General features: G+C 36.8%; 33 protein-coding genes. 3 read left to right on the top strand and 30 right to left on the bottom strand.

The window, feature by feature from the left end; translation table 11 throughout:
• Positions 1 to 666 precede the first annotated feature (666 nt).
• The 3 genes from AB3N61_RS18485 to AB3N61_RS18495 form a co-directional block, all read right to left on the bottom strand.
• Positions 667 to 1,029 carry a hypothetical protein gene (locus tag AB3N61_RS18485; RefSeq protein ID WP_367899192.1) on the bottom strand — a complete coding sequence of 121 codons (363 nt, stop codon included), beginning with the start codon at positions 1,027 to 1,029 and terminating at the stop codon, positions 667 to 669.
• Between the two features lie 272 nt (positions 1,030 to 1,301).
• Positions 1,302 to 1,565 (bottom strand): toxin-antitoxin system HicB family antitoxin, encoded by a 264-nt coding sequence (locus AB3N61_RS18490; RefSeq protein WP_020770897.1) that lies wholly within the window; start codon positions 1,563 to 1,565, stop codon positions 1,302 to 1,304.
• The gene (locus AB3N61_RS18495) at positions 1,555 to 1,995 is read right to left on the bottom strand and encodes a putative toxin-antitoxin system toxin component, PIN family (RefSeq protein WP_367899193.1); all 441 of its coding nucleotides are present in this window, start codon (positions 1,993 to 1,995) and stop codon (positions 1,555 to 1,557) included. Before AB3N61_RS18495 ends, AB3N61_RS18490 begins: the two co-directional genes overlap by 11 nt.
• A 130-nt stretch (positions 1,996 to 2,125) precedes the next feature.
• Here AB3N61_RS18495 and AB3N61_RS18500 point away from each other — a divergent pair, with 130 nt between their 5' ends.
• Positions 2,126 to 2,242 carry a TraY domain-containing protein gene (locus tag AB3N61_RS18500; protein ID WP_367899194.1) on the top strand — a complete coding sequence of 39 codons (117 nt, stop codon included), beginning with the start codon at positions 2,126 to 2,128 and terminating at the stop codon, positions 2,240 to 2,242.
• A 7-nt stretch (positions 2,243 to 2,249) separates the two neighbouring features.
• On the opposite strand, the gene AB3N61_RS18505 is transcribed toward AB3N61_RS18500, so the two are convergent.
• From AB3N61_RS18505 to AB3N61_RS18520, 4 genes are all read right to left on the bottom strand, one after another.
• Positions 2,250 to 2,585, bottom strand: coding sequence for a HigA family addiction module antitoxin (locus AB3N61_RS18505; protein ID WP_367899195.1), 336 nt, complete (start codon positions 2,583 to 2,585; stop codon positions 2,250 to 2,252).
• A 21-nt stretch (positions 2,586 to 2,606) separates the two neighbouring features.
• Complete coding sequence (locus AB3N61_RS19030; RefSeq protein WP_412758420.1) at positions 2,607 to 2,783, bottom strand: type II toxin-antitoxin system RelE/ParE family toxin; 177 nt, start codon at positions 2,781 to 2,783, stop codon at positions 2,607 to 2,609.
• Positions 2,784 to 3,158: 375 nt separating this feature from the next.
• A complete protein-coding gene (locus AB3N61_RS18515; RefSeq protein ID WP_100711840.1) occupies positions 3,159 to 3,500 on the bottom strand; it encodes a type II toxin-antitoxin system PemK/MazF family toxin in 342 nt (113 codons plus the stop codon).
• The gene (locus AB3N61_RS18520) at positions 3,487 to 3,735 is read right to left on the bottom strand and encodes a ChpI protein (RefSeq protein ID WP_257588341.1); all 249 of its coding nucleotides are present in this window, start codon (positions 3,733 to 3,735) and stop codon (positions 3,487 to 3,489) included. The genes AB3N61_RS18515 and AB3N61_RS18520 overlap by 14 nt, the downstream gene beginning before the upstream one ends.
• A 303-nt stretch (positions 3,736 to 4,038) precedes the next feature.
• On the opposite strand from AB3N61_RS18520, the gene AB3N61_RS18525 reads away from it, so the two are divergent.
• Complete coding sequence (locus tag AB3N61_RS18525; protein WP_367899197.1) at positions 4,039 to 4,926, top strand: tyrosine-type recombinase/integrase; 888 nt, start codon at positions 4,039 to 4,041, stop codon at positions 4,924 to 4,926.
• A 191-nt stretch (positions 4,927 to 5,117) separates the two neighbouring features.
• Here AB3N61_RS18525 and AB3N61_RS18530 read toward each other — a convergent pair whose 3' ends face one another.
• From AB3N61_RS18530 to AB3N61_RS18610, 17 genes are all read right to left on the bottom strand, one after another.
• Positions 5,118 to 5,513, bottom strand: coding sequence for a type II toxin-antitoxin system death-on-curing family toxin (locus tag AB3N61_RS18530; protein ID WP_367899198.1), 396 nt, complete (start codon positions 5,511 to 5,513; stop codon positions 5,118 to 5,120).
• Complete coding sequence (locus AB3N61_RS18535; RefSeq protein WP_020770165.1) at positions 5,510 to 5,749, bottom strand: AbrB/MazE/SpoVT family DNA-binding domain-containing protein; 240 nt, start codon at positions 5,747 to 5,749, stop codon at positions 5,510 to 5,512. Before AB3N61_RS18535 ends, AB3N61_RS18530 begins: the two co-directional genes overlap by 4 nt.
• A gap of 298 nt (positions 5,750 to 6,047) precedes the next feature.
• Entirely contained in the window at positions 6,048 to 6,389 is a 342-nt protein-coding gene (locus AB3N61_RS18540) for a HigA family addiction module antitoxin (RefSeq protein WP_367899199.1), read from the bottom strand.
• A 10-nt stretch (positions 6,390 to 6,399) separates the two neighbouring features.
• The gene (locus tag AB3N61_RS18545; protein ID WP_367899200.1) at positions 6,400 to 6,681 is read right to left on the bottom strand and encodes a type II toxin-antitoxin system RelE/ParE family toxin; all 282 of its coding nucleotides are present in this window, start codon (positions 6,679 to 6,681) and stop codon (positions 6,400 to 6,402) included.
• Between the two features lie 852 nt (positions 6,682 to 7,533).
• Positions 7,534 to 7,932, bottom strand: a complete 399-nt coding sequence (gene vapC / locus AB3N61_RS18550; RefSeq protein ID WP_367899201.1) for a type II toxin-antitoxin system tRNA(fMet)-specific endonuclease VapC — start codon at positions 7,930 to 7,932, stop codon at positions 7,534 to 7,536.
• The gene (vapB, locus tag AB3N61_RS18555) at positions 7,932 to 8,162 is read right to left on the bottom strand and encodes a type II toxin-antitoxin system antitoxin VapB (protein ID WP_100758705.1); all 231 of its coding nucleotides are present in this window, start codon (positions 8,160 to 8,162) and stop codon (positions 7,932 to 7,934) included. The genes vapC and vapB overlap by 1 nt, the downstream gene beginning before the upstream one ends.
• A 248-nt stretch (positions 8,163 to 8,410) precedes the next feature.
• Positions 8,411 to 9,331, bottom strand: coding sequence for a hypothetical protein (locus AB3N61_RS18560; RefSeq protein WP_367899202.1), 921 nt, complete (start codon positions 9,329 to 9,331; stop codon positions 8,411 to 8,413).
• A 236-nt stretch (positions 9,332 to 9,567) separates the two neighbouring features.
• The gene (locus AB3N61_RS18565) at positions 9,568 to 10,224 is read right to left on the bottom strand and encodes a hypothetical protein (RefSeq protein ID WP_367899203.1); all 657 of its coding nucleotides are present in this window, start codon (positions 10,222 to 10,224) and stop codon (positions 9,568 to 9,570) included.
• A gap of 210 nt (positions 10,225 to 10,434) precedes the next feature.
• A complete protein-coding gene (locus AB3N61_RS18570) occupies positions 10,435 to 11,175 on the bottom strand; it encodes a hypothetical protein (RefSeq protein ID WP_336656452.1) in 741 nt (246 codons plus the stop codon).
• A 1,496-nt stretch (positions 11,176 to 12,671) separates the two neighbouring features.
• Positions 12,672 to 13,046 carry a type II toxin-antitoxin system VapC family toxin gene (locus AB3N61_RS18575; RefSeq protein ID WP_367899204.1) on the bottom strand — a complete coding sequence of 125 codons (375 nt, stop codon included), beginning with the start codon at positions 13,044 to 13,046 and terminating at the stop codon, positions 12,672 to 12,674.
• Positions 13,043 to 13,249, bottom strand: coding sequence for an AbrB/MazE/SpoVT family DNA-binding domain-containing protein (locus AB3N61_RS18580; protein WP_367899205.1), 207 nt, complete (start codon positions 13,247 to 13,249; stop codon positions 13,043 to 13,045). The genes AB3N61_RS18575 and AB3N61_RS18580 overlap by 4 nt, the downstream gene beginning before the upstream one ends.
• A gap of 270 nt (positions 13,250 to 13,519) precedes the next feature.
• Complete coding sequence (locus AB3N61_RS18585) at positions 13,520 to 14,251, bottom strand: hypothetical protein (RefSeq protein ID WP_367899206.1); 732 nt, start codon at positions 14,249 to 14,251, stop codon at positions 13,520 to 13,522.
• A 208-nt stretch (positions 14,252 to 14,459) separates the two neighbouring features.
• The gene (locus AB3N61_RS18590; RefSeq protein WP_367899207.1) at positions 14,460 to 14,678 is read right to left on the bottom strand and encodes a hypothetical protein; all 219 of its coding nucleotides are present in this window, start codon (positions 14,676 to 14,678) and stop codon (positions 14,460 to 14,462) included.
• A gap of 556 nt (positions 14,679 to 15,234) precedes the next feature.
• Positions 15,235 to 16,320: a caspase family protein gene (locus tag AB3N61_RS18595; RefSeq protein ID WP_367899208.1), complete on the bottom strand. Its 1,086-nt coding sequence runs from the start codon at positions 16,318 to 16,320 to the stop codon at positions 15,235 to 15,237.
• Positions 16,321 to 16,981: 661 nt separating this feature from the next.
• The gene (locus AB3N61_RS18600) at positions 16,982 to 17,311 is read right to left on the bottom strand and encodes a hypothetical protein (RefSeq protein WP_367899209.1); all 330 of its coding nucleotides are present in this window, start codon (positions 17,309 to 17,311) and stop codon (positions 16,982 to 16,984) included.
• On the bottom strand, positions 17,311 to 17,595 hold the full coding sequence (locus AB3N61_RS18605) for a hypothetical protein (RefSeq protein ID WP_367899210.1): 285 nt from the start codon (positions 17,593 to 17,595) through the stop codon (positions 17,311 to 17,313). The genes AB3N61_RS18600 and AB3N61_RS18605 overlap by 1 nt, the downstream gene beginning before the upstream one ends.
• A gap of 51 nt (positions 17,596 to 17,646) precedes the next feature.
• A complete protein-coding gene (locus tag AB3N61_RS18610; RefSeq protein WP_367899211.1) occupies positions 17,647 to 18,060 on the bottom strand; it encodes an XRE family transcriptional regulator in 414 nt (137 codons plus the stop codon).
• A gap of 93 nt (positions 18,061 to 18,153) precedes the next feature.
• On the opposite strand from AB3N61_RS18610, the gene AB3N61_RS18615 reads away from it, so the two are divergent.
• Entirely contained in the window at positions 18,154 to 18,543 is a 390-nt protein-coding gene (locus tag AB3N61_RS18615) for a helix-turn-helix domain-containing protein (protein ID WP_367899212.1), read from the top strand.
• A 101-nt stretch (positions 18,544 to 18,644) separates the two neighbouring features.
• Here AB3N61_RS18615 and AB3N61_RS18620 read toward each other — a convergent pair whose 3' ends face one another.
• The 6 genes from AB3N61_RS18620 to AB3N61_RS18645 form a co-directional block, all read right to left on the bottom strand.
• Entirely contained in the window at positions 18,645 to 20,351 is a 1,707-nt protein-coding gene (locus AB3N61_RS18620) for a helicase HerA domain-containing protein (protein WP_367899213.1), read from the bottom strand.
• Positions 20,352 to 20,367: 16 nt separating this feature from the next.
• A complete protein-coding gene (locus tag AB3N61_RS18625) occupies positions 20,368 to 22,161 on the bottom strand; it encodes a DNA double-strand break repair nuclease NurA (RefSeq protein ID WP_367899214.1) in 1,794 nt (597 codons plus the stop codon).
• Entirely contained in the window at positions 22,151 to 23,194 is a 1,044-nt protein-coding gene (locus AB3N61_RS18630) for a DNA cytosine methyltransferase (RefSeq protein ID WP_367899215.1), read from the bottom strand. Before AB3N61_RS18630 ends, AB3N61_RS18625 begins: the two co-directional genes overlap by 11 nt.
• A 10-nt stretch (positions 23,195 to 23,204) precedes the next feature.
• Positions 23,205 to 23,615, bottom strand: coding sequence for a very short patch repair endonuclease (locus tag AB3N61_RS18635; RefSeq protein ID WP_367899216.1), 411 nt, complete (start codon positions 23,613 to 23,615; stop codon positions 23,205 to 23,207).
• Between the two features lie 148 nt (positions 23,616 to 23,763).
• Complete coding sequence (locus AB3N61_RS18640; RefSeq protein ID WP_367899217.1) at positions 23,764 to 24,654, bottom strand: Kiwa anti-phage protein KwaB-like domain-containing protein; 891 nt, start codon at positions 24,652 to 24,654, stop codon at positions 23,764 to 23,766.
• Entirely contained in the window at positions 24,651 to 25,154 is a 504-nt protein-coding gene (locus tag AB3N61_RS18645; protein ID WP_367899218.1) for a hypothetical protein, read from the bottom strand. Before AB3N61_RS18645 ends, AB3N61_RS18640 begins: the two co-directional genes overlap by 4 nt.
• Positions 25,155 to 25,179 lie beyond the last annotated feature (25 nt).

Consider the following 25,179-nt stretch of genomic DNA (forward strand, 5'->3'; position numbering starts at 1 on the left):
ATTCTAATCAAAATTTTACTACGTTTTAATAACAAGGGATCTCACTACTAGTACCATGCTCTCCATCTAATAAATAGCACTTAGGTTCAGTATTAAATAAATTCAAATCTTCTCTAAGAAATATCCCATCTTTCAAATTACTCTTAAAATCAAAATTAATGTCATTTAGTAAAATTCCCTGATCGGAGCTAGTAATTGAATATAGTCCAGGTTGATAATAAATCGGAATAAAACCAGAAGTCTCGAGAGGAGGGATATCTATTTGTTTATTCGATTGAATAACAACCGATAAAGTTCCTTGATCTGATGGTGCCTTTAATTTTATTGCAGGCTGGCTATCAATTATTATAGTCCAGAGCGGGTTAACAGAATTATCAGGACACCTTTCCCCAGTGCAAAGAAAGAATGGGTTTAACAAACAATGAATTAAACTAAAGATTAATAGGTATAAAGAAAATCTTGTAATTTTCATAAGAAAAATATTGAATCGGACTTTCGGCTAACGACCAAGGTGTTCCGACGTTCGCAACGGCACGAGTTTGCCCATGCAAACGAAGTGACGGACGCGAATGTGGCGAAGCCCAAGCAAGGGTTGCGTAGCAAGCCCGCAGCGCTGCGGAAGCACCGACAGTTATGCGACGTGCAATGAAACAAAAGAAAAGATTATTACTTATTTCCAATAATCAATGTTCGATCAACGTTCGTCTCAGGCTCATCCGGAATACTATAATCTGTAACCGATATAATCTTATCGGATTTGCATTTTATTTCAGCTTTATACCTTTCTCTTACTGGAGGTACTGTAAACGAGTACGAAATATAACCATCGACTGCTAATACTGTTTCTTCCTTTAAATACTCTTTACCTTTATCATAATTGGATGCAAAATAAAGTCTAACAATACATATTCCAGAATATGCCTTATAAGTATTTGCTCCTTCCTTTATAAACACTCTTTGATTCCCACGTATAAATCCGTCACAATTAATAAGAGCTATTAAGCTGAGGAATAGTATGTATATTTTCATGTAAAATTATTATCTTTCAAATCTCTCTAAATTAATCCTTAATAGTGAGAGGATATAATTTAATATTGAATTCCCGATTACACTATTTATTTTATTGCATGTCGCATAACGGCCAAGCCTAGCCGACGTTCGCGAAGGCGCGAACTTGCGTAAGCAAGTGCAGTGACGGAAGCGAATGTGCCGCAAGGCCGGAGCGAGGGTTGCGAAGCAAGCCCGAAGCGTAGCGGCTGAGGCGATAGTTAGCCGACCGTGCCCCAATTACTTGATAAAGATTATAATTTGTCCCAGTCCGGAACGGATCCCTTGCTTTTTATCGTAGAAAGAACTTCACGGAAGTCAGAGAAAATTTGCTTCTTACTTTTACCTTTATAATATTTTTCAAAATATTGAGAAGTCTCCATGTCTTGAATTTCTTTCGTAAAAGCATATAAAGCTAATTGATTTATTGATACACCCTGTTCTTCCGCTACTCTTTCAATTTTATGCTTTAGCTCAGAGGGAATCCGGATCGTTAAAACACTTGCTTTAGTCTTCATTCTTTTCCCTCCATAACTTCATAAATTCAGATGGTGTAACAACTTTCAAATCTTCAAATTTTAAATTACTACCAACTAGATAATCTTTAATATTGCTTGTTACTAAGTAATCCGCATTCGAGGCAATAGCAAGTTCGACAAAGTGATTATCATCCTCATCTCGCAAATTCGGGCGAAATGAATAATAAATCGTCTGAGCAAAACCTACATATGCAATAAAACTTAGAATTTTCTTAATATCCTTATCTTTGATTCCCAAATCCTTTTTAGAAGTATCTCTTTTCAACACTTCTTCGTATTCTTTAAATACAGGAGTTGATACACTAAGCTTGATCTTCTGATCAAAGATTAATTTTAAAATTGCCCGAGAAGCTCCTGATTCAGCCCGTAAGGCTTGGTATAAAACATTAGTATCTAAGACAATTTTCAATCATATAAATGATAGCATATATGCTATCAAAATGTCAATTGTTTATTTTTGTCTTTTTAGTTACTTAAGATTCAATTGGGGCATGTCCGGCTAACGACCAAGGTGTTCCGACGTTTGCGATGGCACGAGTTTGCCCTGCAAACGAAGTGACAGAAGCAAATGTGGCGAAGCCCAAGCGAGAGTTGCGAAGCAAGCTCGAAGCGCTGCGGAAGCACCGAAAGTTAGGCGCTGTAAACCTTGGGTTTAAATGAAAATTAAGCCACGGATGGCGTTTTAACTTTCTTCGCTGAATTATTTTTAGCTGTGTATTTCTTAATTTTAGATAATTGACTATGAATCTTTCTCTCAGCCTCTAAAAGATCATAATCATTCTGCAATCCTAACCAAAATTGAGGTGGAAGATCAAAATATTTACCCAATTTTAAAGCATAATTAGCGGAAATGCTTCGTTTGCCATGCATGATTTCACTTAGCCGAGATTGTGGAATTCCAGTATCCTTATAAAGTTGATACGCACTTAAACCTAAAGGCCTAAGGAACTCTTCATTTAATATATCTCCCGGATGCGGGTTTTTAATCCATTTCTTCATAAACAAACACAAACAATCCAATTAATGATAATCAACAATTTCAACGTCATAGGCATCTTGTTCATGCCATCGAAAACAGATTCGCCATTGATCGTTTATTCTTATACTATACTGCCCTTTTCTATTTCCTGAAAGTAACTCTAATTTATTACCTGGGGGCGATTTTAGATTTTCAACACTTTGAGAGTTGTTGATCATCCTCAATTTCCTAAGAGCTATTTCCGAAATCTGATTTGGAATCGATTTAACAAATAAGCCTTTCCAGACTTTTTCCGTGTCTTTGTTTTCGAAACTTTTGATCAATTTACCAATACTTACATATATTGTAAGTATTGTCAATACAAATAATCAATGAAAGTGCTCTCAGAAACCCCGGACATGGACGTCCGGGATGTATTAAATAGTCTGCAAGGTTTATGGCGCCTAACGACCGAGGTGCTCCGACGTTTGCAACGGCACGAACTTGCGCACGCAAGTGCAGTGACGGACGCAAATGTGGCGAAGCCCAAGCGAGCGGGTTGCGAAGCAAGCCCCGAGCGGCGCGGAGGCACCGGAAGTTATACGCAGTGCCCGTTAATTGAGGCCTATAACTAACTTTAATCCTTCTTCAACATCAGCCATCTTGCTTGATTTCAATTTACCAACTTTATCAAGAAATCTTTCCCTATCTAAAGTTACTATCTGAGATACATTTACAACTGACTCTTTTGAAAGATTGGAATCTTTCTTTGATAATAGTACATTACCCGGAGCTTCAGCTAAATTTAAATTCGATGTAATTGATACAACAATTACTGTATTAATATTACTCTCATTAAAAGAATCATCTTGTACAATTAAAACTGGACGTTTAAAGCCTGGCTCACTACCAAATGGAATTCCTAAATCCACCCACCAAATCTCACCACGAATCATTCTTTAAACTCTTACGAAGAGATTCGACAGATAAATTAGAAATATTTTCTTCCAAACTGCCCTTCTCATTGAGATAGATTTTATTTAATCTCTCCGTGACGGATTCTTTACTATGTAATTGAATAAATTCTTCTAATGCCTTGGCAAAAAGCTGACTTCTAGGAATCCCTAATCTTTTCGCGGTCTTCTCTGCAGTTTTGAATAAATCATCAGGAATTGAAACAGCAGTCTTCATACAAATGGTATAACCCAGGTTATACCTAAGTCAATTAAAAATTCTACCTATTTTTAAAGAAATTAGTCTCTTTTAAAAAGAAAGATTATAGGGCATTGCGTATAACGACCAAGGGTTGGCGACGTTTCGCGAGTCCGAAGGACTTGGCGCGAGGCTTGCTACGCAAGACGAGTGACAAAGCGAAATGTGGCGAAGCCTGGAGCAAGGGCGCGAAAGCGTCCCGAAGCGCAACGCCAAGCCGGCAGTTAGTCGCTGTAGCTGCTTTCTTCTAGTAATTTTAAGACCTTTCTAATTCTTGGCACTATGGGTGCATTAAAAGACAAAATGATTTTAGACATGAGACTAAGAGGATATAGTGAAAACACAATCGAATTATATACTGATTGCATGACTCGTCTAGCAAAAGAATATATGATATCACCTTTAAAGTTAAAGCCTAAACAGGTCTATGATTTCTTTATCAAGATGAAAGAAAATAAAGCTTCAACAGCGTATTTACGTATTCTCTACAGCGCAATCAAACTCTTTTATAAAATTGAGAATAAAACATATATGACTAAGGCAATTTCCTTACCTAGGGAAGTAAGAAAGGCACCTATTGTCATGAATAAATCTGAAGTAGAATTATTTCTTTCTGAATGTAGGTCACTACAAGAGCGAACTATATTTTCCCTACTGTATTCTTCCGGAATTAGAGGAAGTGAATTAACAAATCTAAGAATAGCAGATATAGATTTTGAAAGAAAAACAATCTTTATCTCAAAATCAAAAACAAGAAAACAAAGATATACAATTTTATCCGATCAAGCCGCCACTTTAGTGAAAAATTATATGATGACCTATCAACCTAAAGAAATCCTTTTCTATGGATTTAAAAATAAGAATTCACACATTAGTATGAGATGTTTACAAGCGACATTTCAAAGAATTGCCAAAAGAGCCGGGATAAAAAAGAAAGTTCAAGTTCATACATTTAGGCATTCATTCGCTACTCATCTCATGGAAATGGGAAGCAATTTAGTCTATATTCAAAAGCTTCTTGGGCACAGCTTTTTCTCTAGCACTTTAATCTATTTACATGCAGATTCAAGTACATACCTAAAAACAGCTAGCCCACTGGAGTCAATAAATCTGAAACATTTCGGATCCTTTGGAAATCAAAACCAAAGATCCTTCGATTTTGCCGTGTAAAATAAAATCCAAGCAGCTATGGCGACTAACGACCAAGGTGCTCCGACGTTTCGCGAGTGCGCAAGCACTTGGCACGAGGCTTGCCCTGCAAGGCGAGTGACAAAGCGAAATGTGGCGAAGCCCAAGCGAGCGGGTTGCGAAGCAAGCCCCGAGCGGCGCGGAGGCACCGAAAGTTAGCCGACGTCGAGCACCTACTTACGAGGATTTGAACTATCTTTTAACCAAGTTGATAAATTGATTTCATCTATGCTTCCATCTGCAACTCGAAGCATAATCGATACAACTTCTTCTTCTGGCACTTCTATGCTATACCCATTCAATCCGAGAAATACGTACGTTGTCATGTAAGCGACACGTTTATTCCCATCAATGAATGGATGATTCTTGGCTATCGCTATGCATAATGAAGCAGCTAAATCAAAAATACTTGAGAAGGAGTCATATGCCCATTTATTCTTTGGGCGATCAAGAGCTGATTCCAGAAGCCCTTGGTCTCGGATCCCCTGAGATCCACCATGCTGTTTAACTTGATCCAAATGAATTGCTTCGACGATTTTCTTATTTAACCATCTAGGCTCTTTCTTCATTTAGCCAGTTCTCTTAAAGCATTACGGTATTTTTTAGACCCTTCCTGGTAAATGTCCATGGCCTCTTCAAAATCAGGATCGTATGGAGACAAAAGAATGCCTGCTTCAGTTTCCAAAAGAAAGACAGTATCCCCTTCATGGAAATTATACTTTTCCAGAAGTACTTTAGGAATTGTAGCCCCAGCGGAATTCCCTATTGCCCGAATTGTTGTCTTTTTTACTGATGAAGCATCCACGTTATAACAATAGTAATAACTGTATTAATTGCAAGTATTTTATTTTTTAAAAGACCTAAAAAGTAACTGAAATAGAAGCTTTTTGAAAAAGAACAAATGTTGTGCTCGATGTTCGGCTAACGACCAAGGGTTGGCGACGTTTCGCGAGTGCGCAAGCACTTGGCGCGAGACTTGCTTAGCAAGGCGAGTGACAAAGCGAAATGTGGCGAAGCCTGGAGCGAGGGGCACGAAGTGAGCCCGAAGCGGAACGCCAAGCCGATAGTTAGGCAGCCGTAAACTGGCCGCTGCAACTAAAAGATTAAGCCAAGGACGGCGTCACTTTCTTACTATCTTGGTCTTTATAAAAATCCTTATATGATTTCATACTTTTAAGGACTTTTGCTAATTTATGCTGCTCTTCCCGAATATCATAATCGTTCTGAAGGCCAATCCAAAAGTGTGGATTTAAATCAAAGAACTTACCGAGTTTTATTGAAATACTAGCGGTTATATTTCTCTTTCCATGAATAATATCTGAAATCTTCGACTCAGGAATGCCAGTTTCTTTAGATAATCTATAACCGGAAATTCCCATTGGTTCTAAGAATTCTTCCTGCAAAATCTCACCAGGGTGAACATTCAATAGTTTTTTACTTACCATTTTACTTCTCCTAATGATAATCTGCTATTTCAACATCGAAGGCATGATTACTTTCAAAATTAAAACAAATTCGCCATTGTGAATTAATTGAAATAGAATACTGCCCTTCCCTATCTCCAGACAATTTATGAAGCCGATTTCCAGGTGGAACTCGGAGTTCCATCACATCTACAACGTTGTTGATCATGCCAAGCTTCATTTGTGCTTTCTTCTGAATATCCGGTGGATATTTCTTTGAAAAATGACCTTCCCAAATTTCCTGCGTCTCTTTGTCTTTAAAAGACCTTATCACTAATCAATACTTACCATATTGAGTAGTATTGTCAAATGCTTTTTTGTTGAAAATCGATAAAAGATAGGCTCATTAATCCCGGACACGGATGTCCGGATGTAAAACTAAGAAATGTCGCCAAGTTTATGGCGCCTAACGACCAAGGTGCTCCGACGTTCGCAACGGCACGAGTTTGCGCATGCAAACGAAGTGACGGAAGCGAATGTGGCGAAGCCCGAGCGAAAGGTGCGAAGCAGCCTTGAGCGGAGCGGAGGCACCGCAAGTTATGCGATGGTGACCAATTTATTAAAGATGGTCCATTGCAAATTTTAAAACAGAAATTTTGAGGTTCAATGAATTAGCATTGAGAACCAAAAATAAAAAGGATATAATGAAAGAAAGATCAGCATCAAAGATGCGACTGAACGAATAAACTGAGGCATTTTCACATAGTTTATTTTGATTGCGTTTTTATTTTCTAAATCAATCTTAAATAAAAAATATATCGCCAAATACAAACAAAGAAAACCAAAAACACTTTTAAACAATGTAAAGAAACTATCTATAGGTTTTTTCCCAAACCCTGAATCTACTAACTCAAAACTTAGCCAAGAAACAGGAATATAGAATAATCCGATAAAAATAGAAGCAATATAGAATTTTGTGCTTTTTGATATTTTCATAAAAAAAGTTTGCTTGGTCACTTTCGCATAACGACCAAGGCTTGACGACGTTTCGCGAGTCCGACAGGACTTGGCGCGAGACTTGCCCTGCAAGACGAGTGACAAAGCGAAATGTGCCGAAGGCCAAGCAAGGGTTGCGTAGCAATCCCGCAGCGCCGCGTCAGAGCCGACAGTTAGACGTAGTGGCGTCTTATAGAGACCAATCTTCGATTTTTAGATTCTTTACTCTATTAAATTCTTTAGTGTTGTTTGTTACAAAAATAAAATCACGTGATAAAGCTTGCGCTGCTAATAGTGTATCAATTGAACCAATTAAATTTCCTGATTTTTTTAGATCTGCTTTAATGAGTCCAAATGCTTGTGCATCAGATTGCTCGAAAGGAAGAATATCAAATATAGATATAAATTCGATTAGAGAAACTCTATTTTTCTCTTTGTGTTCACTATTTTCTATTCCAAATTCTAATTCAGCAAGTGTTAGCGAAGAAATGAACAAACCTTTATTCAGATTTTTCTTTAATTTATCTAACACCATTTGGTTTTTCTTTTTAATGAGAAAAATACAAATATTCGTATCAAGAAGATACATTAAAGACTTTCTCTTTCAGATTCGGAGAGCGTTTCCCTTCCTTCTTTCAAGAAATCATCGCTGAAGCTATTCAAACCATCGAGAAATACATTCCATGCTTTATTCTTCGGTACCAAAATGACCGCTTCACCAACCTTTTGAATGAAAACATCGTCACCTTTGAATTGAAATTCCTTTGGCAATCTTACTGCCTGACTTCTTCCATTTATAAATAGTTTTGCAGTTTGCATCGTATTTGACCTAAATTCAGATATATACCATGATATATCACAAGTCAATACTAAATTTTCTTACGAAATCAGATTTTAGCCATTACGTCTAACGGCCAAGGCTAGCCGACGTTTCGCGAGTCCGTAAGGACTTGGCGCGAGGCTTGCCCTGCAAGACGAGTGACAAAGCGAAATGTGCCGTAGGCCAAGCAAGGGTCGCTTTAGCGATCCCGCAGCGCTGCGGCTGAGCCGATAGTTATGCGTCGTTTTTAATTTTTAAGGGATAAGAGTAGTTTGATAGATTTTCTATATTCGTTAATATCATTTTCCGAAACTTTTTTTTGTTTTCTATGAATTATCGTATTCCTCAAGTTATGAATATGATTAAAAGCATCATATTCGCTGTTACCTTCAGTTAGATTAAAAAATTTAATTGAGTCACCTACACTCATTTTATCTAGCATATTCTCAATATAGGAGTTTGTCGAATTCGGAAGGTTCGTTTTGAGTTTTTTAAGTAATGCTTTTTTTATAAAGATGTCTATAGCTAAGTCTAGTTCGATGATAGCATTTCTTATTTGATTATTTATATAGAATTTATATGAAAGTAATATATATTCATAATGAGGGCTAACTTTGTTTTCTTTATTAAATGCCTCTGCTAATTCTTCGAACTCGATTATGGATGAATATATTTTCGGATTTGGGCCATCTTCAATTATTTCAAACTCTAAGTTATCATATGTTTTTCCCTCAAGCATCAAATAGTCGAAATAATTGACTAGATTATTATTTAGCGAATAATCAAGAGTTATATGTTTATAGGAAAAAGCCAGGTAACTCTTTGAGACCATGTTTTTGCAAAAATCGTTATATATGTTTACTGATTTTTTGAGATAAGTTTCCCAAGGATTGTTTTTTCTTATTATAGTAACATTTCCTTCGTCTAGTTTATTTGTTTCGAATTCGCTTGTATCTTCTAACTTGTGTTCAATTCGTATGGATGAAAAAACAGACATTGAACCTGGAGATTCTATTTCTGGGTTTTCTTTACTATATAAATCGTATACTTTTTTAAGAAATTTTGCATTTACAAAAGTCATATTCTGAAACAGTTGAACTACATAATCTGGAGTTTCATAAATTTTGTCAGGATTCATGAATAATCCATTGTTTTTTTTGTAGATCATCTCAGATCCTAAGTTGAATTTAAAAGAAATTTTATTGTTCATGATTTTTTAAAAATGACGCATAACGACCAAGCCTAGCCGACGTTTCGCGAGTGCGTAAGCACTTGGCACGAGGCTTGCCATGCAAGACGAGTGACAAAGCGAAATGTGCCGTAGGCCAAGCAAGGGTCGCTTTAGCGATCCCGCAGCGCTGCGGCTGAGGCGAAAGTTATACGCCGTGATTTACTATTGATAAATCATCTCCAGTAATTAAACCAATTCCCATTATAATTTCTGTCGAAGTTTTCCTTTGAATCGAAGGAAAGGGTAAACAAATCCCTTTCGATCAATGAAAATTCATCAAACCGTTTCAATAAGTTAAAATACGACGATGAAATCAAATCTGTTTTGCCTTTGTTTATAGCATTCTCTAATTGTTGATTTTTATAAAAAAAGCAAACTGCTGCTCCAAATGAACGCTCAATTTTCCATATCTCTAATTTCGAATAATTTGAAATTAATTCCTCAATTTGCCAATTTGAGATATTTTCATTCGCTTCAATTAATGCTATAGAATCGAAAGCTGAAAATACTGAAAATATTGAGTTTGTATCAAATTGATTAATATTTTTAGATTTAACTAACTCTACAAATTTCTCTGTTATCTTTTTCTGCTTCATTCTATCGAAATTAATTGAATCTTTTTCTTGAAATGACAACAATTCGTTTCTTTTTTTCAGAATAATTTGCAACCGAGGTCGATTATCAGGAATAACTTTATCATATACAATATTCAAAACATTAACCCCGTACTCAATACTTAGCCAGTTTGCAAATTCTAAAAAAGGACTTTTTAAAACAGTCTTTCCTTTTATTATAAGCTTAGTATCTCTATACTCTTTGTCCGCAGGCATTATCATATACTTTCTAAGTGGCTTGGGAATATTTATATTTTGTATATGTTTTAAATCATGGCGTATAACGACCAAGGTGTTCCGACGTTCGCAACGGCACGAGTTTGCTTTGCAAACGAAGTGACGGAAGCGAATGTGGCGAAGCCCAAGCAAGGGTTGCGCAGCAAGCCCGCAGCGCTGCGGAAGCACCGAAAGTTATGCGATGTGCGATTATTTCATCCACATTTCTTCATACGGAAAAATATACCGATAATGCAAACTTAAAGTATTACCGTAAAATGAAATTACTTGTCCTTTATCAAACTTCCGGACAAATTCTATAAACTCTGAACAGTTCTTTCCTTCCACGTATATAACCTGCGTACCATCTATTTTATCTTTTACAACGAAAGGGATCTTTGTCGGCCATTTTATTAGATTCTTAGGAATTCTGCTAGTATCAAGGAATCTAATTTCTATTGAAGTCGGTATCCATGGATTCCCATCGTTTTCGGATTGTTTAAGTATCTTATCGTAAGTAAGCAGAAAGTCCTTTGGAACTCGCTTCCTATCTTCCTCAAATTGCAAATTAGCATAAACGTCAACAAAATGAGTATTTCCATCTTCTAAATACTTTATTGAAGTTAATCCCAAATCGGTTGTATATGAAGCATCATAATATTCTTTTAATGATTTAAAAGAATCCCTAGGAAGAAGATCTTTATATATATTTTCGTTAATCTTGGAAAATTGATACTCATTATTTCTTTTTGTATATATTATGCTTCCATCATCATACAAAATAAATTTTGGGTTAGTTGGCATAATATCCGAACTAAACCCCTGTTCTTCAATCAATACTAAGACCGGAAGTGGTTTTCCAACGCTATTTTTACTTTTGCCTACTTTACAAAATAAAAGGAACCCTGCTAAAAAAATTAAGCAGATAGTTACGATTCTTGTATTCTTCATATAGTGAAAATTTTAATCGCATTTCGCATAACGACCAAGCCTAGCCGACGTTTCGCGAGTCCGAAGGACTTGGCGCGAGGCTTGCTTAGCAAGACGAGTGACAAAGCGAAATGTGCCGTAGGCCAAGCAAGGGTCGCGTAGCGAGCCCGAAGCGCTGCGGCTGAGGCGACAGTTATGCGCAGTAATGTCGTTCTACATTGAATGGCCCATATTAGAAATGGTTTTCTGAAGCCTCTCTACAACAACGAGAAGCATCACCGCTGAAAGTAAATTTATGAGAAAATATATTAATTTAAAAACGAAGAACATAACGTCTCCACTACCTAATGTAAATAGATGATGACCCTCCAGGAATAAGACGGAAGTCAAAAAATACTTATTAATCTCAGGGTCTAACAATAGTGCTTTTGCATATTTAGCTAGATTGTTAAAACTCCTAGCAGCAATAAAAGGTATCAGAATACACAAAAAAAGTAACATCACAACAAAGCTTAACACAAATAGCGTATACTTCCCTAAATTGTAAGATCCGTTAATTAACAGAATTAGAACTTCCAAACATAAATATGTAAGCCAGCCAGCTATAAATACAAAAGAAAAGTACTTATAGCTAACAGTTTTTTCAGGAAAATTTGGCAAAGTGAGCGTATACACTAATTTTGTACAAATGTGAATAGATAATATTATACTTATAGCAATAAAAAGTATGGAAAGGACATGGGGAACAAAAAGAGGAAATAAAAAAGCCACTTCTGTAACTGCAAATAAAATAATACCTTGGTAAAAATATTTATTCTTTAGTATTCTTTTTATAATTATTAACATAACCTTATCTCTTCTCTCTATATTGGTTCTATTTAAACTAAGAATCTGATTTTAAGTATAATTTGCATTTGCAAAGCTACATTATTGCGCATAACGACCAAGGTGCTCCGACGTTTGCGATGGCACGAGTTTGCTCTGCAAACGAAGTGACAGAAGCAAATGTGGCGAAGCCTGGAGCGAGGGTCACGAAGTGAGCCCGAAGCGCAACGGAGGCACCGGAAGTTAGGCGACGTCCGATCCAAACACGGTGCATCCAATAATTGCATTTTGCAAATTCGGCAAATTGCCGTTACTGTAGAATTCTGTTTTCAGATGGCAAATCCCCGCTCCGAATACGGCAACAGTTAAAAACTTTTACTGCAATCACATTAACTGGATGAAACTCAAATCTCGGCAACAGAGCATCAAAGGAGCGGATAAACCTGAGAAAAATTTACTACGGCTCTATCTAAAAGATATTTAACCCTAAATAAAAAGAAAGAAGTTATCGGATGTCCGCCTAACGACCAAGGTGTTCCGACGTTCGCAACGGCACGAGTTTGCTTTGCAAACGAAGTGACGGAAGCGAATGTGGCGAAGCCCAAGCAAGGGTTGCGCAGCAAGCCCGCAGCGCTGCGGAAGCACCGAAAGTTAGGCGCAGTATGGGCTACTTAATCGGAAGTAATCCTGAACTACTTTTTCGGGAAATATTTAACACCATCTAAACCAATAAAATCTTCGTCTTGAGTCCATAATATTGCATTATACTTACGAGCTGTTGCTAAAATAATACTATCAGCCATCGGTATTTTATGATCCTTACTTAATTTTGCGGCGAATATTGAAATGGAAGCATCTAAATCTATTACAGCTCCTTGTTGCATATGAGCAATAACTCTCAAAGCACTGTCTTCATCTCTTTCTATATAGATTTTCTTAAACACTTCATACAACGATATAGTAGGAACAAGGAGTTTATCTGTCTTTTCAATTGCTTCTGAAAATAAATCAGAACGTTTTGTACCAGCAAAATACTCAAGCCAACCTGAAGAATCTACTATATTCAAAGACGGTCCTTATCTCTTTCAATTTTAGTGTCCATTCCATTAAGGAAGCCTTTTAGCTTCTTAATCGGTTCAATTGGAATTAATTCTATTCTATTTCCATAAGAGATTACCTCTAAGTGACTACCCACTTTGATTCCTGTTTTTTCACGTATCTCCTTAGGAATAACTACTTGAAATTTAGGCGAAATAACAACTTTGCTCATATATCGATACTAACATCGTAAGACATATTGTCTATCGATATTTCTTTACGCTTTAGTATTTTTACCAACGCAAAATTTTAGCCCATATTGCGCCTAACGACCAAGGTGTTCCGACGTTTCGCGAGTGCGCAAGCACTTGGCGCGAGGCTTGCCCCGCAAGACGAGTGACAAAGCGAAATGTGCCGTAGGCCAAGCAAGGGTCGCGTAGCGATCCCGCAGCGCTGCGGAAGCACCGACAGTTAGGCGGAGTCATTGGCCGATAAGAAAATGTTAATACCCTTTCGGGATTAACTTGGCTCTATATACTTTTACTGAATTTTCTGACCAAACAATAATATTAATATATGAGTTTGGTCGTATTTCTTTACTGTATTTCTTTATAAATTCGGAAGATGCTTCTATCACTTTTGGAACATCGCTATAAAGTGAATCATCCAAAAGATACAATATTTCTATATTTGCCGTCTTGCCCATCATATGATTGATTAAAGGCAATTGCCTATTCTTATCCTTTAGTTTTCCTTTCAAATCGGCATTTGCAGATTGCGGAGAATAGACTTGGCAAAGGTGCAAACTAACGACCTGTTTATCTTTTTTGACAAACAAAAGACGATCGATATCTACAGTCTCCTTTTCACGATCTGGAATAGATGAATGCGACCTAAAAGCCCAATCACCTTTACCATTTGTTGGATCCTGTCCAAAAGGATTTATTTGTATAGCTTCACCTATTTTTGGGTTAGTATCTCCTATAACTTCCGTTGCGAGGACTTTACCCAAAGCCCATACAGCTGCATCTTCTTTTACTTTTGGTGAAACTTTAGAATCTCTTTGATAAAATTTCGTATATTCAGACTCATCATCAACGAAACCCGGAATACTTATTCTTTCATCGAAAAATTCTGGTTTACGCTCCCTCAAAAATTCTTCTATGCTTCTTCCTTCCTCAAACTCATAGATAACAAAATCTATTTTATTCAGATTTAGCTCTATCTTTTTCATCTAAAATTGTAATGAACGAAATAATTTGCCAATGATTGCGCCTAACGACCAAGGTGTTCCGACGTTTTGCGAGTCCGAAGGACTTGGCACGAGACTTGCCACTGCAAGACGAGTGACAAAGCAAAATGTGCCGAAGGCCAAGCGAGAGTTGCGAAGCAAGCTCGAAGCGCCGCGGAAGCACCGATAGTTATGCGTCGTATTGATACTTTTAGTCACCTGCAGTAGCATAACCAGTGACTGAAATACATCTCATAAAAAAGTAAAATTCGTCAGTAAATTTCGCATTCTTAAGTCCTTTTTTTCCGGGCGCATGCCTCAAAGCTTCTGCGATCGCGAGATTCATCAAAGGATGCTGTTCGGAATTGAAAAATGGACAATGCCTACCAAAGACGAATATATCTTTATCACTTACACTACTCGGGTTCATATCTATAACCTTATAGTAGCCCCAGCTACTAGTAGTTCCACAATTTGAAATTAAGGAAACGAGAATTATAATAGATAGCCTAATCAATTAATCTTTTTTCCTTTTCGACATAGTATATTAATACACACGGCGGCAGAAACTTATTGCTATACATAATTTCTAGATTTTCGATCCTTGTTTTACCTGTAGATTTTTTCAATTCTTCCAAAGAATCACCAATAATGGTCGGATACCGACCACAATACTTAAATTCTTTGACATCTGCTTGCTGGTTAAAAGGTTTTGTTTCAGATAATTCTATATAACCAATGGTTTTAGACATCGGGAAACAAGAAGCGAAGAAAAAAGCACTTAGGATTAATATTCTCACTAGTTTGCTTATTATAAATATTTTTTCAATATGACGCATAACGACCAAGCCTAGCCGACGTTTGCAATGGCACGAGTTTGCTTTGCAAACGAAGTGACAGAAGCAAATGTGCCGTAGGCCAAGCAAGGGTCGCTTTTAGCGATCCCGCAGCGCTGCGGCTGAGGCGAAAGTTATGCGCCGTGCTTATTATAATTGCAGTAATGCCGTTAAATTTATTTCTTCTATATTATCAATAGGTTCCCAAATTTCACTTTCTGGCTTTCTTCGAATAGCTAATGGAATCTTTATATCTCCTTTCATAAATGAAATTCCCCTTTCTGTAAGTTTAATTGGTAAACCTTTACCAGGTTTTTCTATTAAAGCCCAAGCCGGCTTATAACTTAATTTTGAATAAGTTGTATAAACAGAACGTCCAAGTAAAAACAGTTCATCAACAGATTTCGAAGTTGGATTTCCTTCATTCCATAGAGAAAGCAAAACATCCCGGTGACTTTTTTGCATCGTTTCTTCTCGCGGTTGAAAGAAAGCATTACGAACAATACTAAAATCCGGCAACGTATCACCTATAAATAGTAATGGTTTAATATCTGTCCATCTTTCAGCCTCTTTGCGGATTTCTGCAAAAAGATCCTTCAATGATAATTCTTCTTTCCTCTTAAGTTTCGCATTATTCCCGACTGCACTTGCAACAGAAACCAAAAGTTCACAAAAAGGTCCACCATGTTTGCCATCAGGCGTTGTCTCATACTTTCTCGACGAACACAATAATGCATAGGAACTAGCGACTTCTCTCTGGATATTCTTTTTTAGCTCAGTTAAAGACCTATTAATTTGATCCCCAGCTTGACCACTATAACACGAATCTAAAATAAAGACTGGATCCACAGCAACGAGCGACAATGTTTCCACTATATCGCTGAATCTCAGTAAATCTAAAGGAATCGCTGTCGACTTTTCCTCGATAATGTTTGTCTCCTTTAAACAAAGACCATAATCATTATTGCCGAGAGGAACCCCATGACCTGAGAAATACAACACAAGTATGTCATTATCAGCAGTGCGGCCAAATGCATATTGTGATAAATGACTCCTTAATTCACTTGAATTTGGATTAATTATTCTTTTTACTTTACTATCCGGATATAGTTTCGTTTCTTCATTTTCAACCAAAAGTTTGTAAAGCTTATCAACATCTTTCTTGGGTCCTTGAAGCGATGGCAAATTGATATACTCCTCGACTCCAATTAAAAATATAGTAACTCTATCTTTCATAAAATTTGAATAGTTACGGCTTAATAAAGAAAATTCTAAGTATGGCGCATAACGACCAAGGTGTTCCGACGTTTGCAATGGCGCGAGGCTTGCTCTGCAAGACGAGTGACAGACGCAAATGTGGCGAAGCCCAAGCGAGAGTTGCGAAGCAAGCTCGAAGCGCTGCGGAAGCACCGAAAGTTATCCGACGTTTCAGCCACTATTCCTAAAAATTTCGCACGCTTCGAAGCAGAAGAATTCAGTTAAAAAACTCTGTCCGCCCTCAACGCTATCCTCAAAAACCAACAAAGCCAGAATCGCAAGATGCACCTCAAAGAGTACGACGGCTATTAAGAAATAGCAGCTAATTAATTAGCAAGCATCCAAGCACTCGAACCTATATTACAAAAACCTTTAATTGAAAAACAAACAAAAAATAATTTTTGGCTGAAATGTTCGGATAACGACCAGTAATTGTCGAAGTTCCGCGCGTCCGAAGGACTTGGCGCGAGGCTTGCTTTGCAAGACGAGTGACAAAGCGGAATTTGGCGTAGCCCAAGCAAGGGTCGCGAAGCGATCCCGAAGCGCCGCGACAATTTTTAGTTATCTGCTGTGCCGCGCCCCAAATGTCTAATCGGCGTAGCCATGGAAGGCGAAGCCGGTTAGGAAATGCCAACAGAACTTACTTCTTTTTATTTATCCTTTTATCTTTTATTTTTTGATAAAGTTCGGGCGGCGTTAAGTGATCCAGTTCCATAAGGTTTCTATAATTTGCTAGAAAATCCAAAATGCTCGGACGCAGACTTTCCTTTTTATCTTTTCCTGATAATTTTCTTTGTAAGTCAAGTTTAGTTAATTCAAGAGCGTGAGAACGCCATTGGCTTTCTTTATCTTGCTTATCTCTTTCTTTAGAGTACTTTTTACTTATTAATGCCCCTGCTATCCCAACAACTAATGCAGAAGATAAAGTACCCGTGGCTGTAATTATTGCAGCAATGACTTCCTTTTCCATTATGAATACAAAAAATCACTTCTTACCAGAAAGGTAAATGATTCTGAAATATCTGCACCGGTATTCGAGTATGATATTTCTAATCTTCCCGGCCCAAATTTTCTATCAAGTGGAATCACGTCATAGCAAGGTGGGTCAGGGCATTCAAAGGTTTTCTTATATACTATTCGATTATTCAGTTTTGCGATAATAGTATGTTTAGAAAATCTATTTCCGTCCCTATGTCTTTGAATCGTAAACTCAAAATTTTTTCCAAGTATAGGTTCTCCATTAAACTTGATCATAGAACTTACCTCGTACTCTTTTTATAGAGATTTGATTTAAGAATTGAATGATTACTTCTTTTTGGCAAATTCAGAGGCTACATCAGCGATGATCTTCCGCTGGTCAGGAGAAATTTGCAAAAGCGTTTTTACGATTTCCTTTAAGCCTTTCGTACTTTTGATCTTACTAAATAGAGTTTTATCCTCATCCATCTGAAAAACCTGTCCTTCATCGGCGGAAGAATACTGAACAGGTTTGATAGGTTTGGAATCATCTAAAAGCCAATCGAGGTTTACCTTGTATCTTTCCTTAAAAGTAGTGAGAAACGCTTGAGAAAGCGATTCCACCCTACCTTGGATAATATTGTTCAACCCAGCGGGAGAGATATTTAGCCCGGGAGCAGCCTCTTTTTGACTTTCGCCATGATCTTCTAAAACTGTTTGCACCTTCTTTCCGATTAGTTTTTCAGTTTTCTTTGAAGTCATTAAAAATACACTAATAATTTATTTTATATTGACATTAATTCACTCATAGTGTATTAATGTATTTACCGATACCCGGGCACAGAATTAGTTTTCATGGCATCTCCTTATCCGAAAAGCAGAAAAAGATCTATTCAAAGGCGTTCCATTGCGCCAGAAGAGGCAAATGCAGATGTCCTCCTACTTGCATGTGTTCTTCCAGAATGGAAAGTCTCGGAAAAGGAAAAGAAATACTTCTGCGAAGCATTAAGGAATGCCAGAAAGGAAGCGGGACTTACTCAAGCCGAAGTAGCAGAAAAATTAAAAAGAAGTCCAAGTCATGTTTCAAAAATAGAATTAGGATTCAGGCGTTTGTTTATAGATGAGTTCTTAGTCTTATATCGGCTCTATGATAAACCTACTATTTATTTTTATGCGTCTTTTATAAGAAGTGATCTTGTAGAGCAAAGTGAGAAGGCCCGAGTAAAATCTGCGAAGCAGTTTTAACGAGGGCGATTAGGACTGGCTAAGAACGGGGGGTTTCTGCGGCCCGATCGCGAAGCGTTCGGGTGGACCGGTTCGAAGAACCAGGACAAGCATTCAACAATTTAAGGAAGATCGTCCAATCCTTTTTCAATAATTTCACTCCGTCTGATCTTTTCTGCTCCAGGGGAACTGTCCCATTTCTTGACCAATTCAACAAAATCTTCATCACCTATCGTTTTAGGTTTAAGGTCTTCATCGAAATCTACTTTAATTACGAGAGGGAATCTAACAGACTGCCCGCTAATAATTCCTTGCCCCGGGCCAAATCCTGGGATCAACTTAGCATCTGAAGAAGTTAGATTTTCCATCACGCTTTTTATAAAGGTTTGATCCTTAGGATTCACTAACCTAAATATTAAAAATGTATTACATTGTGATAATGTTGTCTCATCTAACCTACTTGGGCGCTGACTAACAAGTAGTAAACCGCATCCAAATTTTCGTCCCTCTGTGATGATTTTTCGAATTATTTCGACTGATGGCGTCTCAGCCTGCCCTTCTCCTTTTGATGGAATAAAATTATGGGCTTCTTCAACAATACAGAAGAAAGGAGGAATCTTATTGCTCATTGAAGCTCTAACATCGAAAAGAGACTTGAGAATAATTGAAACAATTGTCGATTGTGTAAGGTGATCATATCCACCAAGATATAGAATGCTTGCTCGACCTGGTCTTATGAATTGTTCTGGCTCACTCTGAGGATCCGGCATTGCCTCAAACGGGTATTCACTAAGTCTTTTTCGCAACTGCATGTTAGACGTATTCATGGCCTCCATATGATGAAGTACGTTCTTTAAATTTCTTTTAACAACTGATAGAGTACGGTTCTGCATCTTGTTATTATCTCCATTTTCGTTCATGCGAGATTCAACTACTCTAATTACTCTATTAATAAAATCAGCGATTGGAATGCCTTTCTCATTGTCCTTTTCGTTTATTTTTACACTTTCTAAAACATCTTCATATTTTTCTAGCTGTGCTTCAGAATAACCGCGAGTCATCCTACTTATCAAATAACTAACTATATCTCTATTTTGTTCATTTACTTTAATGTCAGGGAAATACAACTTAATTTCTGCATCAGGAAATTTATCTCTTTTGTCCCAAAAACCGAGATAATCTCCATGCGGGTCTAATATTAATAAAGGGTAATTTATTTTCAGTAGTTCGCTTATAACCTGTCTTGAGGCGACAGTTTTTCCGCCCCCGGTCATAGCCAAAATCGCCATATGCCTACTAACAAGAACATTTGTAAGCAACTCGACATTTACATCTCTTCTCCCTATCAAAGAGCCAATTTTCATTCTAGCAGATGCTTCCTTACCATTAAGTATTTGCTTAATTTTAGATGCAGGAGGGAGTTCGACAATACTGCCTGGCTCAATTGGATAATTTAAAGGAACAAGATCCGTCAAATTATCAACTGGCGTCGAGCCAAGAACCAATACTTGACCTTGTATTTGGTCCTGTGAATAGGAAAGAACAGTATCCAGTAAATCGATCCCTTCCTCCGACAGTTCTTTTGCGGATTCTGTCGGAAGAAACGGATTAAATCTCTCTAGTTCAACAATGCGCCCCCATACTAATATTGATTCCCTTGGATAAGCTTCCGTTGTTTGTTTCTCCGACGGTATTTCCATCTCTAGGACTACAATATCCCCTAACTTTGCTGAGAAACTTTTTAACAAAAATGAATATTCTTGCGGAGAAGTATTTCCAATAACTGTTCCAATTTGAGGTCCATGACTTTGCTTTTTTCGTTTATTCATTAATATGATTCCTATATTATTGAGAAGTTGGTCTAAAGAAAAAATCCCGCGGATTCCGTGAAAGTCGCTGTCTGGTTTGTTCAATTAATCTTGGATTTCCCGTACGCATTGCTTTCATCAACAACTGAGAACTTAACGAAGTGGATATTCCTTTAGAAAGCCAATCTGGTATTTTCACATATTTATCAACTATATCTAACCCGACTGGAAACGCATAATTCGGAAGCAACAGCGAGGTATGATAAAGTAGCTTTGCAATATCCTCGATGTCACGTTTTGCAGCCACGTTCATTTCAACACGAAAAGGAAACTTAAATCTGGAAGTCTTGATCATTGTCGTCCATGGAGACGGGATTTGATCGACTACTGAATTCCAATGACTTCTTGCTCTACTATCTTTATTCTTACTAAATTCCGTCGGTTCGATCCACTCTCCTTCATCTAAAATACATCCGAACAGATATTCATCTTGCATTCTGAAACGTTCAATTTTGGAAATAAATTTCCGATATGTTCGATCAGTTAAATATTCTTCTTTTCTTAATTTAGCTAATATGGTTTGAGTAAATCTGGAAGACCCTGTTCTTTCCACTACACCTATAATTTTCGAATCACATTCGAATATTGACAAACATAGAAATGTATAGACCGCAATTGCTTGGTTCCAAAGTTGTTCTTTAGGAATATCATCGACTCTATTTTGTATATTCGATTTATTAATGCCGAATTTACTTAAAATATCCGGACTTACACCCGGAATAAAATGTGGTTCCCCTTCATCGTACATTTGAAAACTATTAACTAAGGGGCCATGAATGAATAAATACTTTGTATTGATACGGATTTTTGGATAATAGAAAGCCATAAGCAACTCTAATATGTATCGAGCAGCTTCACGGACTCTTCTATCATCGGGCTCTTTACTATAAGGGTCATTGTCCCTATATCTTTCCGTCATGACATCACTAACCACAAAAGATTGGTTGTACCACGATTCTCGATCCGAAAGTTCGCGAACTCCTGGTTTTACGGAATATACTCCAACTCTTACTGCATTTGGTTCTACTGAGGGAAGACCGCTTACCCGAGACATCCCGCCATCTAAGTAGGCAATTTCATTTTGAAAAAATTGATCCCAAGTCGACCTATGGTCTTTTTTGGATTTTTTTAGTAAATTAGCCTCAATAAGTAAATTTCTTAGCTCATCAGCTATATAGCGTAAGTTTGAAATGAAGTCAATTTGGTCCCGACTACTAATAGATAAAACTTGACCAAACAAATTAGTTAGCACATGCGGAGACTTTAAGAAAGTATCAGAAAATGGCTTATATAAGTCTGGAGATTCTTCTTTAAATATCTCCGACAACAAACCAATAATTTCTTGAGAATCGATTAATTCGGTTTCAATTGGAGGGAGGCCGAACGAGATAGCTCTAAAAGTTGGGACCTCAGCCTCTATTTTAGAAAATTTACTTTGCCCGGGATGATCCCAATGGATATTTACTCTGACTTTATTCGTTGAACCGACAATAAATAAATATAAAAATCCGATAGTATGTAATTCCAGGAGAGATGATAGTATTTCTTTTCCTTTTATAAAAAATATTCCGGATGCTTGTTGAATAGATTCGGTTTCAGTTTCGACGATTTTACCTTTGCTATCTTTGATAAAAAGAGTAAACTCGCAGTCAGTTGAGATAAATCCAAGTTTCTTTCCTAAGGGTAGGCCCCCTTTATCTATTATCTTACGATAATTAGCATTACTTAGGATCTTATTCCAATCTAAACAAATAATGTTTTTATTTTCCATTGTGTTTAATCAGATGCTGGTGTAAATGCCTAGCTTGAGCTTTTGCAAAGAGAGGAGGTAAAGCCTCGCCGATCATTGAGGCAAGTTTCATGATTCCAAGTTCGATTGGAAATTTATAACTCTTTGGGAAACTTTGTAAAATTGCAGCTTCATAAATAGTTAATCCTCGATCTTGCACCGGATGCAGAAATCTACCCTTTGAAGGATTTGTGCTAAACCTAGTTATGGTTGAACTTTCTTTGTCCCAAGACAATCTCCCATACACATCATTAAAGCCTGTTACATTTTTTTTAATCAATTTTGCATGACAAGGTAATTGGTCAGTTAAGGCTAAGTGGCTTCGGCTACCTCCGTCCTTTGGAATTTTTTTGATTTTCTTCATTACTTCTGGTGAAATTTGCGCGTATAAGTTATGAAGCGGATTTTTTGATAACTTTGGAGGCTTTAATTTACCAATTGCTTTACGAACAGTAACTATGTTTATTTGCTTGGGTTCTGGAAGTGCAATTGGAGCAAACTTAGAGGCCATTAAAATCATTCGGCGACGACGTTGAGGTACTCCAAAATGCGAGGCATTCAAGACTCCGTCGCATATATAATAGCCTAATCTTTTTAATTCTTTTTTAACCTTTTCAAGACGTGGGTCAAGCAACAAGCCTGGAACATTTTCAATTAAAATTGTTTTTGGTTCAAAATCCTTAGCCAAACGTAAGAAATCTAAAATTAAGTCATTCCTTTCATCTTCTACTGGGTTTTTCCTATTCTTCGTTCTCATTGAAGAAAAACCTTGGCATGGAGGACAGCCAGCAAGAAGGTCTAAATCGCCTTTCTTAATTTTAAGTGATCTTAATATATCAACACCCTTTATCTTTCGAATATCTTCAAAAAGTAGCACTTCAGGGTGATTTATTTTGTAAACTTTTCTAGCAGATTCTAGTTTTTCAATCGATGCAATAACCTCAAAACCAGCATTCTTAATCCCCTGGCTTAAGCCGCCGCATCCCCCAAACACATCAATAGCTATACGCTTCATTCTTCTTACTTTACTTTAAGATTTTTAATTTAAGTATTAATTTAGAAGGGAGTTGGCCCTTCTTTATTTTACATTCCCAAATTCGAAAAACAGACCAACCTCTCATTCTAAGCTTTCTCGATTGCCTTAAATCTCTAGCTTTATTCTGCGAAAGTTTTCGTGTCCAGAATATAATATTCGATTTTGGAATAACGTTCCTACAATTGTGACCATGCCAAAAACATCCGTCAGCAAAAATCGCAACTTTTTGTTTAGGGAAAATAATATCTGGCCTACCTGGAAGTTTTGAATTACGCCTCCAACCTTTTAACCGATTCTTCTTTAGAAGTACAATTAAGCCTAACTCAGTTGTCTTATTTCCTTTTCCCCTGATCTTCGACATAACTCTAGATCGAGTTTCATTGTCAAAAATGTCAGCCATTACAATGCATTATGCTATCATATTTGCTTTCTAACAAAACTTAAATTAACACTACCTGGAAGATAAACCTGTTTCGATAAGAGCAATAGAATTAGTATATGTACATTGAAGCTTATTACATTCAGAAAGAAATACCTGCAATTTTTCTTCATTTAAAGACACGCTTTGAATTAGCCACGTATATTTTGCCAGTCAAAAGTGAATCAAGAATATCATCGTCTAAAAATCTTAATAAATCTTTTAGCGATTTTTTATCAGATGGAAATTCAATTTTTTCTTTACCACCGACAAGGTTGGTCTTTAAAACGAGATTGATTTGTTTTGCTCTTTTCTTCATGTCTTTTATCGGAACAGCATCAAATATATTACTCGTATGGATTAAATAGATTTTCTTTCTTATCCATTCGTCTTTGATTTCTTCAAAGTGAGTAGGGTCCTCTAGATTAATAGGGCTAGTTTTCAAAAAATCTTTGATTTCTTCATCGGAAGCTTCCTTCAAATAACTATCTAAATCTATAAATCTCTTAGCAACGACAAAAGATTTAAAATAGAATCTCCCTTTTTTATAAACAGCAGACACAAAATCGTTTAATGTTATTCCCGGAGTATTTATTTTCTGAAAAGTCCGCCCGGAAAGAAGAATATTTAACCGATCACGGCTTATCACATTATTTCCTGTTAACCCTTGAAACCCAATCACAGATTCTTTCGAACTAATCAATTTAATACCGAATAGGGATTTCACTTTTCCCAATTCCAAATCATTAGCAGTAAGATCGTCAATTTTAATCTGGCCTCCCATTACATCGGATATTTCCTGAGGCAAAGTAAAATCATCTATATATAATACTTCGTTAGCATCTACTTTGTAACGACCATCGTATAAAAATTCCTCGTCATAATTCATGAATTCGTTTATCTGTTTTTCGAAGATAAGCCCAAGTTCACTTTGTAAATTTTGATCTAAACTCACATGACGATAAGTCAATTGTCCATCTAAAATAATAGAACAATAAAACTGTGTTATGGCCTTTGTCATTTTTCTTCCTTATCCATAACCAAGTAATCCGTAATATGGACAACTTTATTGATAGATTTCATATTTCTAATTTTTCTTTTGGTAATCAATATATAAGAGACTTTTGTATTTGTTTCAATTTGATAAAAGTGATATCCAATTATTCCTAGAAGCGGGTTGAAATGGTATGAATTGCTATTAAAAATAGCGACAAAAATTATTAAATAAATGATGAGCGCATTTGAAAATTCAACGCTTGCAAGGAAAGGAACCAAATATGTAACCAAAAAGGCAAGCACCTCTTGATCTGCGTTCTTTAACGACTCGATATTAATAGGTTCAATTTCGCCGTTTGCCTGAATGTAAACTAACGTAATCCAAGCTATGAAAAATAATAAGACCGCGGACGAAATCAAAGTTAACTTCTCAAAAGGAGACATCTTCTGGGATACTCCAAAAGAAACTAATACGGGTGCTAAAGATGTTAAAACGAAAATTATTTTTGCAAATAAACTTAACATATAATTAGCATTCAAGTTAATAGTA

This window comes from Leptospira sp. WS58.C1, assembly GCF_040833995.1.
GTDB lineage: Bacteria > Spirochaetota > Leptospiria > Leptospirales > Leptospiraceae > Leptospira_B > Leptospira_B cinconiae.

Coding starts and splice junctions, on each gene's coding strand:
- AB3N61_RS18615 (WP_367899212.1), top strand. CDS start 18,154: ATGGCATCTCCTTATCCGAAAAGCAGAAAAAGATCTATTCAAAGGCGT.
- AB3N61_RS18605 (WP_367899210.1), bottom strand. CDS start 17,595: ATGATCAAGTTTAATGGAGAACCTATACTTGGAAAAAATTTTGAGTTT.
- AB3N61_RS18565 (WP_367899203.1), bottom strand. CDS start 10,224: ATGCCTGCGGACAAAGAGTATAGAGATACTAAGCTTATAATAAAAGGA.
- AB3N61_RS18630 (WP_367899215.1), bottom strand. CDS start 23,194: ATGAAGCGTATAGCTATTGATGTGTTTGGGGGATGCGGCGGCTTAAGC.
- AB3N61_RS18515 (WP_100711840.1), bottom strand. CDS start 3,500: ATGATTCGTGGTGAGATTTGGTGGGTGGATTTAGGAATTCCATTTGGT.
- AB3N61_RS18625 (WP_367899214.1), bottom strand. CDS start 22,161: ATGGAAAATAAAAACATTATTTGTTTAGATTGGAATAAGATCCTAAGT.
- AB3N61_RS18640 (WP_367899217.1), bottom strand. CDS start 24,654: ATGACAAAGGCCATAACACAGTTTTATTGTTCTATTATTTTAGATGGA.
- AB3N61_RS18585 (WP_367899206.1), bottom strand. CDS start 14,251: ATGAAAAAGATAGAGCTAAATCTGAATAAAATAGATTTTGTTATCTAT.
- AB3N61_RS18505 (WP_367899195.1), bottom strand. CDS start 2,585: ATGAAGAAATGGATTAAAAACCCGCATCCGGGAGATATATTAAATGAA.
- AB3N61_RS18570 (WP_336656452.1), bottom strand. CDS start 11,175: ATGAAGAATACAAGAATCGTAACTATCTGCTTAATTTTTTTAGCAGGG.
- AB3N61_RS18610 (WP_367899211.1), bottom strand. CDS start 18,060: ATGACTTCAAAGAAAACTGAAAAACTAATCGGAAAGAAGGTGCAAACA.
- AB3N61_RS18520 (WP_257588341.1), bottom strand. CDS start 3,735: ATGAAGACTGCTGTTTCAATTCCTGATGATTTATTCAAAACTGCAGAG.
- vapB (WP_100758705.1), bottom strand. CDS start 8,162: ATGCAAACTGCAAAACTATTTATAAATGGAAGAAGTCAGGCAGTAAGA.
- AB3N61_RS18490 (WP_020770897.1), bottom strand. CDS start 1,565: ATGAAGACTAAAGCAAGTGTTTTAACGATCCGGATTCCCTCTGAGCTA.
- AB3N61_RS18560 (WP_367899202.1), bottom strand. CDS start 9,331: ATGATCTACAAAAAAAACAATGGATTATTCATGAATCCTGACAAAATT.
- vapC (WP_367899201.1), bottom strand. CDS start 7,932: ATGTATCTTCTTGATACGAATATTTGTATTTTTCTCATTAAAAAGAAA.
- AB3N61_RS18525 (WP_367899197.1), top strand. CDS start 4,039: ATGGGTGCATTAAAAGACAAAATGATTTTAGACATGAGACTAAGAGGA.
- AB3N61_RS18580 (WP_367899205.1), bottom strand. CDS start 13,249: ATGAGCAAAGTTGTTATTTCGCCTAAATTTCAAGTAGTTATTCCTAAG.
- AB3N61_RS18635 (WP_367899216.1), bottom strand. CDS start 23,615: ATGGCTGACATTTTTGACAATGAAACTCGATCTAGAGTTATGTCGAAG.
- AB3N61_RS18540 (WP_367899199.1), bottom strand. CDS start 6,389: ATGGTAAGTAAAAAACTATTGAATGTTCACCCTGGTGAGATTTTGCAG.
- AB3N61_RS18590 (WP_367899207.1), bottom strand. CDS start 14,678: ATGAACCCGAGTAGTGTAAGTGATAAAGATATATTCGTCTTTGGTAGG.
- AB3N61_RS18485 (WP_367899192.1), bottom strand. CDS start 1,029: ATGAAAATATACATACTATTCCTCAGCTTAATAGCTCTTATTAATTGT.
- AB3N61_RS19030 (WP_412758420.1), bottom strand. CDS start 2,783: ATGATCAACAACTCTCAAAGTGTTGAAAATCTAAAATCGCCCCCAGGT.
- AB3N61_RS18595 (WP_367899208.1), bottom strand. CDS start 16,320: ATGAAAGATAGAGTTACTATATTTTTAATTGGAGTCGAGGAGTATATC.
- AB3N61_RS18600 (WP_367899209.1), bottom strand. CDS start 17,311: ATGGAAAAGGAAGTCATTGCTGCAATAATTACAGCCACGGGTACTTTA.
- AB3N61_RS18620 (WP_367899213.1), bottom strand. CDS start 20,351: ATGAATAAACGAAAAAAGCAAAGTCATGGACCTCAAATTGGAACAGTT.
- AB3N61_RS18645 (WP_367899218.1), bottom strand. CDS start 25,154: ATGTTAAGTTTATTTGCAAAAATAATTTTCGTTTTAACATCTTTAGCA.
- AB3N61_RS18530 (WP_367899198.1), bottom strand. CDS start 5,513: ATGAAGAAAGAGCCTAGATGGTTAAATAAGAAAATCGTCGAAGCAATT.